The organism is Rhizobium moroccans (assembly GCF_057559155.1).
Window position 1 is genome coordinate 24037 of the sequence record NZ_JBHFJG010000046.1, and the last position, 6746, is coordinate 30782.

Annotated in this window: 7 protein-coding genes; 4 read left to right on the forward strand and 3 right to left on the reverse strand. The window is 63.0% G+C overall.

Features of this window, described 5'->3' with window-relative positions; genetic code table 11:
* Window positions 1-5 precede the first annotated feature (5 nt).
* Window positions 6-1409 (forward strand): DegQ family serine endoprotease, encoded by a 1404-nt coding sequence (locus ACE04I_RS21205; RefSeq protein ID WP_046792665.1) that lies wholly within the window; start codon window positions 6-8, stop codon window positions 1407-1409.
* Window positions 1406-2722, forward strand: coding sequence for a replication-associated recombination protein A (locus ACE04I_RS21210; RefSeq protein WP_046792664.1), 1317 nt, complete (start codon window positions 1406-1408; stop codon window positions 2720-2722). Before ACE04I_RS21205 ends, ACE04I_RS21210 begins: the two co-directional genes overlap by 4 nt.
* A 6-nt stretch (window positions 2723-2728) precedes the next feature.
* On the opposite strand, the gene ACE04I_RS21215 is transcribed toward ACE04I_RS21210, so the two are convergent.
* Window positions 2729-3043 (reverse strand): DUF1883 domain-containing protein, encoded by a 315-nt coding sequence (locus ACE04I_RS21215; protein ID WP_046792663.1) that lies wholly within the window; start codon window positions 3041-3043, stop codon window positions 2729-2731.
* 330 nt (window positions 3044-3373) lie between these two features.
* On the opposite strand from ACE04I_RS21215, the gene ACE04I_RS21220 reads away from it, so the two are divergent.
* Window positions 3374-4285: an alpha/beta fold hydrolase gene (locus ACE04I_RS21220; RefSeq protein ID WP_046792662.1), complete on the forward strand. Its 912-nt coding sequence runs from the start codon at window positions 3374-3376 to the stop codon at window positions 4283-4285.
* 98 nt (window positions 4286-4383) lie between these two features.
* Here ACE04I_RS21220 and ACE04I_RS21225 read toward each other — a convergent pair whose 3' ends face one another.
* Entirely contained in the window at window positions 4384-5385 is a 1002-nt protein-coding gene (locus tag ACE04I_RS21225) for a ketopantoate reductase family protein (protein WP_046793017.1), read from the reverse strand.
* A 140-nt stretch (window positions 5386-5525) separates the two neighbouring features.
* On the reverse strand, window positions 5526-5738 hold the full coding sequence (locus ACE04I_RS21230; RefSeq protein ID WP_046792661.1) for a hypothetical protein: 213 nt from the start codon (window positions 5736-5738) through the stop codon (window positions 5526-5528).
* A gap of 348 nt (window positions 5739-6086) precedes the next feature.
* Between ACE04I_RS21230 and ACE04I_RS21235 the strand changes: the two genes are divergently transcribed.
* Complete coding sequence (locus ACE04I_RS21235) at window positions 6087-6734, forward strand: outer membrane protein (protein ID WP_046792660.1); 648 nt, start codon at window positions 6087-6089, stop codon at window positions 6732-6734.
* Window positions 6735-6746: the final 12 nt, after the last annotated feature.

Genomic DNA, 6746 nt, shown 5'->3' on the forward strand with positions numbered 1-6746 from the left:
ATCACATGCAGAGCACGCTGAAACGCCTGTCGGCCGGCCTTCTGGCCCTGAACCTGGTGATGCCCGCTGCGGCATTCGCCCAGGAGAACAAGGTCGTGCCGCAGAGCCGGCAGGAAATGCAGCTTTCCTTCTCGCCCCTCGTCAAGCAGACGTCGGGCGCGGTGGTGAACGTCTATGCCGAACGGGTGATCCAGCGATTGAACCCGTTCGCGGGTGATCCTTTCTTCGAACAGTTCTTCGGACAGCGCCTGCCGAACCGCACGGAGAAACAGTCCTCGCTCGGCTCGGGCGTCATTCTCGCTCAGAACGGCCTGGTGGTGACCAACAATCACGTCATCGAGGGGGCCGACGATATCAAGATCGCGCTCGCCGATGGCCGCGAATTTCCCTCCAAGGTTCTCTTGAAGGACGAGAGCGTCGATCTCGCCGTTCTGAAGATCGATGCGAAGGAGAACTTCCCGGCGCTGCCGATCGGCGATTCCGACCACGTCGAGGTGGGGGACTTGGTGCTTGCGATCGGCAATCCCTTCGGCGTCGGCCAGACGGTGACGAGCGGCATCGTTTCCGCACTTGCCCGCAACCAGATCACGTCCGGCGATTTCGGCTTCTTCATCCAGACCGATGCGTCGATCAATCCCGGAAATTCCGGTGGCGCGCTGATGAACATGAACGGCCAGTTGATCGGCATCAACACTGCGATCTTCTCGCGCGGTGGCGGTTCGAACGGCATCGGCTTTGCCATTCCCGCAAATCTGGTGAAGGTCTTCCTCGCCGCCGCCGAAAGCGGCAAGGGCGTCTTCGAACGGCCCTATATCGGCGCCGGTTTCGAGCCGGTCACCTCGGATATCGCGGAGTCTCTGGGCTTGAAGACGGCACGCGGCGCGCTGGTCGTGCGTGTCGTGGAGGGCGGCCCCGCCGACAAGGCCGGCCTGAAAACCGGCGAGGTCGTGACGGCCGTGAACGGCATTCCGGTCGAGCATCCCGACGCGCTCGGCTATCGGCTGACCACCGCGGGCCTCGGCCAGCAGGCGACGTTGACGGTAGAGGGGAACGGTAGCCAGAGAGAGGTCACGATCGCGCTGAATACGGCGCCGGAAAGCACCCCGCGCGACGAGCGGCTGATCGAAGGGCGTAATCCCTTTGCTGGGCTGAGGATCGCCAACCTCTCGCCGAAGCTTGCCACGGAGCTGCGCATTCCGGCAGACAAGACCGGCGTGGTGGTGACGGATGTGGCGCGCGGCTCGCCGTCCGGCCGACTGGGCTTCCAGCCGCGCGATATCATCATTTCGCTGAACGGCACGTCCGTTACCTCCACCAACGGCATGGAGGCCATGCTCGATGACGATCCCGGTTTCTGGCGGGTGGAGATCGAGCGCGACGGCCAGAGGATACGGCAGTTCTTTCGATGAGTGACGATCTTTTCGCGCCGAAAGTTCCGGAAGAGGTCGCCAGCCGGCGGCCTCTGGCGGATCGGCTGCGCCCGAAATCGCTGGCGGAGGTGACCGGTCAGCCGCATCTGACCGGGCCTGACGGCGCCCTGCGGCGGATGATCGAGGCCGGATCGCTCGGCTCGATGATATTCTGGGGGCCGCCGGGAACCGGCAAGACGACGGTCGCCCGCCTGCTGTCGGGCGAGGCGGGGCTCGCCTTCGAGCAGATTTCGGCGATCTTTTCCGGTGTCGCGGACCTGAAGAAAGTGTTCGAGGCGGCGCGCATGCGCCGCATGGATGGCCGCCAGACCCTGCTCTTCGTGGACGAGATACACCGCTTCAACCGCGCCCAGCAGGATAGTTTCCTGCCGGTGATGGAGGATGGCACCGTCATTCTGGTCGGAGCGACCACCGAAAATCCGTCCTTCGAACTCAACGCCGCTCTGCTTTCCCGCGCCCGCGTGCTGACCTTTCTGCCGCATGACGAGGAGAGCCTGGAGGAGCTCCTCAAGCGCGCGGAAGAGACCGAAGGCCGGCCGTTGCCGCTCGACGAGGCGGCGCGCGCAAGCCTGATCCGCATGGCGGACGGGGATGGCCGCGCCGTGCTGACGCTTGCGGAGGAAGTCTGGCGCGCGGCGAGGGAAGGGGAGGTCTTCGATACCGAAGGTCTCATCCAGATCGTCCAGCGCCGAGCCCCGGTCTACGACAAGGCCCAGGACGGCCATTACAACCTGATCTCCGCCCTCCATAAATCCGTGCGCGGCTCCGATCCGGATGCGGCGCTCTATTATCTCGCCCGCATGTTCGATGCTGGTGAGGACCCGCTCTATCTCGGCCGCCGGCTGGTGCGCATGGCGGTGGAAGATATCGGGCTTGCCGATCCCCAGGCTCTGGTGATCGCCAATGCCGCCAAGGATGCCTACGATTATCTCGGCTCGCCGGAAGGCGAACTGGCGCTTGCGGAAGCCTGCGTCTACCTCGCGACCGCGCCGAAATCCAATGGGGTCTACACGGCTTTCAAGGCGGCGATGCGCGCCGCCAAGGAGAATGGTTCGCTGCTGCCGCCCAAGCACATCTTGAACGCTCCCACCAAGCTGATGAAGGGCGAAGGCTATGGCGAGGGCTATCGCTACGACCATGACCAGCCTGATGCCTTTTCCGGCCAGAACTATTTCCCGGAAAAGATGGGCCGGCAGGTCTTCTACGATCCGCCGGAGCGTGGTTTCGAGCGCGAGATCAGGAAACGGCTCGACTGGTGGGCAAAGCTGCGCAAGGAACGCGGCGAACCCTGAGACGCGCTACGACGCCTTCTTCCCGGCCGTGACGCTCGGCGGGGCGGGGATCATCCGGACGCCGGAATCCGCAAGGCCGTGATGGCCTTCCATATCCACGACCAGATGCCAATGGCCGCTTTCGGGGATCTGCAGCCGGACCGGCGATTTTTTCGCGATACCGCCGATATACTTGAAATCCAGGAGCTCCTTGAAGCGCTGGAAGTTCGAATTGCTCATCAGCCGCACGTTGTTGACGGCATTCAACGTTACCTCGATCGTCACGCCGGCGCGCTGTTCCTTCAGATCGTAGTGGGTAAAGCGGAATGTCGGGGCTGCCATGCCTTTGCCTCTTTATGCCTGCATATGCTCCCGGAAAGCGTAGCGGAACCCGGGTTAAGGATTGGTGGAACCTTCGGCTTGGCTTCGAGTTGAACGTGCAAAAGCCGCAGCTCCCGTCCCCGGACCCGCTGCCGGAATACGCCGCTTGCGGCACTTGAAATAACAAGGTGGCGTTCGTCCCCTGCCGCCACCGCACAATAACATTGACCTCCACAACTCCAGCCTGCCGTACCCCCGGCAGGCTTTTTTCTTTTGCCCGCAGCTTTTTGAGTTCGCATTGTCGGCTCGGTCGAGACCCGCACGTCCTTGGGGCATCTCAACTGTTGCCTCATGGAGGAAGTCATGCCGATGAAGATGCTCGCAGCCGCTATCGCTGTCATCGCCGCCTCGATCGTTCCGGCGGTCGCTGCCGAACCGTCGAAGACGGGATATGTCGAAGCCGGCGGCATAGATTACTATTACGAAATCCGGGGAGAGGGCGATCCGCTGCTGCTCCTGCATGGCGGGCTCGGCTCCATCGATATGTTTGCGCCGATCCTGCCGGCGCTGACCGAGCATCGGCAGGTGATCGCCGTCGATCTGCAGGGCCATGGGCGCACGCGCCTCGGCGACCGGCCGATCGCGCTGGAAGCCATCGGCGCCGATATGGGCGAGCTGATTGCCGAACTCGGCTACAGCCAGGTGGACGTGATGGGCTATTCCATGGGCGGCGGCGTGGCGCTGCAAATGGCGGCCCAGGCACCGGAAAAAGTGCGGCGGCTGGTCGTCGTCTCGGCACCGTTTGCCAGAAAGGGCTTCTTCCCCGAGATGATCCCGCAACAGGAGGCCGTCGGCGCCGGCATGGCGGAGATGATGAAGGAAACGCCCATGTTCATCTCCTACAAGGCGGTGGCGCCGGATGTTTCCGAGTTCCCGCGGCTGCTGGATGCCATGGGCGAATTGATGCGCCGGGACTACGATTTTTCCGATGCCGTCGCCAAGCTCACCATGCCGGTCATGCTCGTCTACGGCGACAGCGACATGATCCGCCCGGAGCATATCGTCGAATTCTACCAGAAGCTCGGTGGCGGGCTGAAGGATGCGGGCTGGATGCGCGAGAACATGCCGAAGAACCGGCTGGCGATCGTGCCGGACCAGACCCATTACGACATGTTCGCTTCTCCGATACTCGCGGCGACCGTGCTGCCCTTCCTGGACGGCAAGTCGAATACCGCGACCTGGGCCGAGCAGGTCAAACAATAGAGATTTTCCGAAACGCTTCCGGTGAAACCAGTCCGCCGGAAGCGTTTCTTTTCAAAGGGCTGGAAGGTTTTCCGGATTCAATTCCTGAAATTCTTGAATCACCTTCTGAGGTTTTCCCTGTCCAGCTGGCCGGCAAGCGTGAGTATGGTCTCGGAGGCCGGCACGGGAATACCGGCGAGCTTCCCGAGCGAGACGATCATGCCGGTGAGCGGCATGATCTCCAGTGGTTTTCCGGCAAGCAGGTCCTGCAGCATGGAGGTGCGCACGGCGCCGAGCGTGCGTGTGCGCTCGATCTCCTGTTCCACGCTCTGGGCAAAGCGGATACCGAGCGCCTTGCCGACGGCCTGCACCTCTTCCATCAGCCTGCCCATAAGAGCCAGCATGTTTGGATCGGCGACCATGTCGTTGCATAGCGCCCGAGTTAGCGCGCTGGTCGGGTTGACGGCCGCATTGCGCATCAGCTTTTCCCAGATCACCTCGCGGATCGCCTGGGTCGTGCGGACGTCCAGGTCAGCCGCCCTCAGAAGATCGGCGATGGTCCGCAGATCGTCCGAAAGCACGCCCGACGGTTCGCCGAGGAAGAAATGGCCGCGAAGGCTCAAGCCGATCTCTCCCGGGCGGACGACTTCCGCGCCCTGATAGGCGACGCAGCCGATGACCCGCTCCGGGCCGATGAGGCGCCAGAGCCTGCCGCCCGGATCGAGTTCCTCGAGTTGCCGCTCCGCATGGCCGCTCGCCTCATCCCGGTGGAAATACCACCACGGAATGCCGTTGAGGATCATCACCACGCGGGTTCCGTCTTTTAATAGCCCTGCTATGCCCTCGGCCGCGCCCGCAAGCTGGTGGCCCTTGAGCCCGGTGATGACAAGATCCTGCGGCGGCAGCTCGGAGGGGGTGTCCGTTGCCGTGACCCGCGCCGTAATCGGCTCGGGTTCGCCGGCATAGCGCACCGTAAGGCCGTTCCGGCGGATGGCGTCGAGATGTGCGCCGCGCGCCACCACCGATACCTCGGCCTGGTCGCCGAGCCCGGATGCGATCTTCGCCGCGAATGCCCCGCCGAGCGCGCCCGCGCCATAGATGCAAATGTTTCGGATCGTCATGAATGCCATGCCCTCGTCGCTGTTGCTCTTTTTCTAGACTTAGAGCATGCCGCGTCAAACCGTGCACCGCTTTTGCGATGGCGACAGGCGGAAAAGAGAAGGCTTGATCCTGCGCCGGGCAGCGACAGGCTTTCATGAATTCAATGGGTCCGGCCTACGGGGAACAATTCGTTGCGGCGCAGCTCGTCGATGGCGGCCACCGCTTCGTCGACCGACCAGCCGGCCTTTACGGCTGCCGCGATCATCTTCATTTCGGCCTCCTCCTCCAAGGCGAAGAAGAGCGGCTCGAGCGCCTCCTGGACGGTGAGGATGTGTTCATCGCGCGGCGCGATGGACTCCTGTGCGGCAGACATGGCGCATTTCTCCTCTCACTGATGATCGAATTGTTCACAATTTCTCTCGCCGCAAAAAGTTCCGCTGGCGGACGGAAAATTTGCGCGCCCCGGCCGCGCGGTAACGGAGCCGGAGGATGATTGCCCCGCTCGCGGCATTGTGAACATCCCTTGCCTTCGAACTCTCGCCAGCCGGCCGCCGGGTTAAGGAAGTCTTTAAGGATTCATGAAAATTGAAGAGGTGTCTGCGCGCCCGGCGAGCGCCGCGCCATCCGAGGGGGTGGTGGAATGGCCGGTATCGCCCCGCAGTTTGTAACCTGAGTAATTGCCTGCGTATTCCCAACGCAGGCGCTGTACGGAGTAAAGCCGATGACCATGAACGTGAAGCCTTTCGCCCTGGCGATGATCGCCGCAATTTCCGCCACGCCCGCTTTGATCACGCAGGCCTCGGCTGCCGACCTGGCACCTTATTCCGATGCGCCGTCCTATAACGAGCCGGCTTCGGCTTCCGGCGGTTGGACGGGTCCCTATGTCGGCCTTCATGCGGGCATGGGCTCGGACAAGATGAGCCCGTTCTCCGGCGACAAGGAATTCATGGGCGGCATCCAGGGCGGCTACAATGCCGAAATGGGCGGCGCCGTCGTTGGCGGCGAGCTGGAGCTGTCGCACATGGGTGATACCGAAGTCGACGTGCGCGGCGGCGAGCTGAAGGAGCGCTATCGCGTGGCGGCAAAGGGCAAGGTGGGTGCGCCGCTCGGCGATACGCTCCTCTACGGCACCGCCGGCGTGGCGATGACGAGCTTGCGCGATACCGATAGCGCGAAAGGCCCCGATGGCTGGAAGCCCGGCTGGCTGCTCGGCGCCGGCATCGAGCAGAACATCAATTCGAACCTCTCCGCCAAGGTCGAATACAACTATGTCCGCACCAACGACGTCCGCAGCTTCGACGGCGCGAGAACCTCCAAGTCCGACATCGGCGACCACACCATCAAGGCCGGCGTGAACTACAAGTTCTAGTTTTTTCCGGGT

Bases quoted from the DNA above. Each gene is read 5' to 3' on its own strand.
- ACE04I_RS21205 (WP_046792665.1), top strand. From the start codon at position 6: ATGCAGAGCACGCTGAAACGCCTGTCGGCCGGCCTTCTGGCCCTGAAC.
- ACE04I_RS21210 (WP_046792664.1), top strand. From the start codon at position 1,406: ATGAGTGACGATCTTTTCGCGCCGAAAGTTCCGGAAGAGGTCGCCAGC.
- ACE04I_RS21215 (WP_046792663.1), bottom strand. From the start codon at position 3,043: ATGGCAGCCCCGACATTCCGCTTTACCCACTACGATCTGAAGGAACAG.
- ACE04I_RS21220 (WP_046792662.1), top strand. From the start codon at position 3,374: ATGGAGGAAGTCATGCCGATGAAGATGCTCGCAGCCGCTATCGCTGTC.
- ACE04I_RS21225 (WP_046793017.1), bottom strand. From the start codon at position 5,385: ATGACGATCCGAAACATTTGCATCTATGGCGCGGGCGCGCTCGGCGGG.
- ACE04I_RS21230 (WP_046792661.1), bottom strand. From the start codon at position 5,738: ATGTCTGCCGCACAGGAGTCCATCGCGCCGCGCGATGAACACATCCTC.
- ACE04I_RS21235 (WP_046792660.1), top strand. From the start codon at position 6,087: ATGACCATGAACGTGAAGCCTTTCGCCCTGGCGATGATCGCCGCAATT.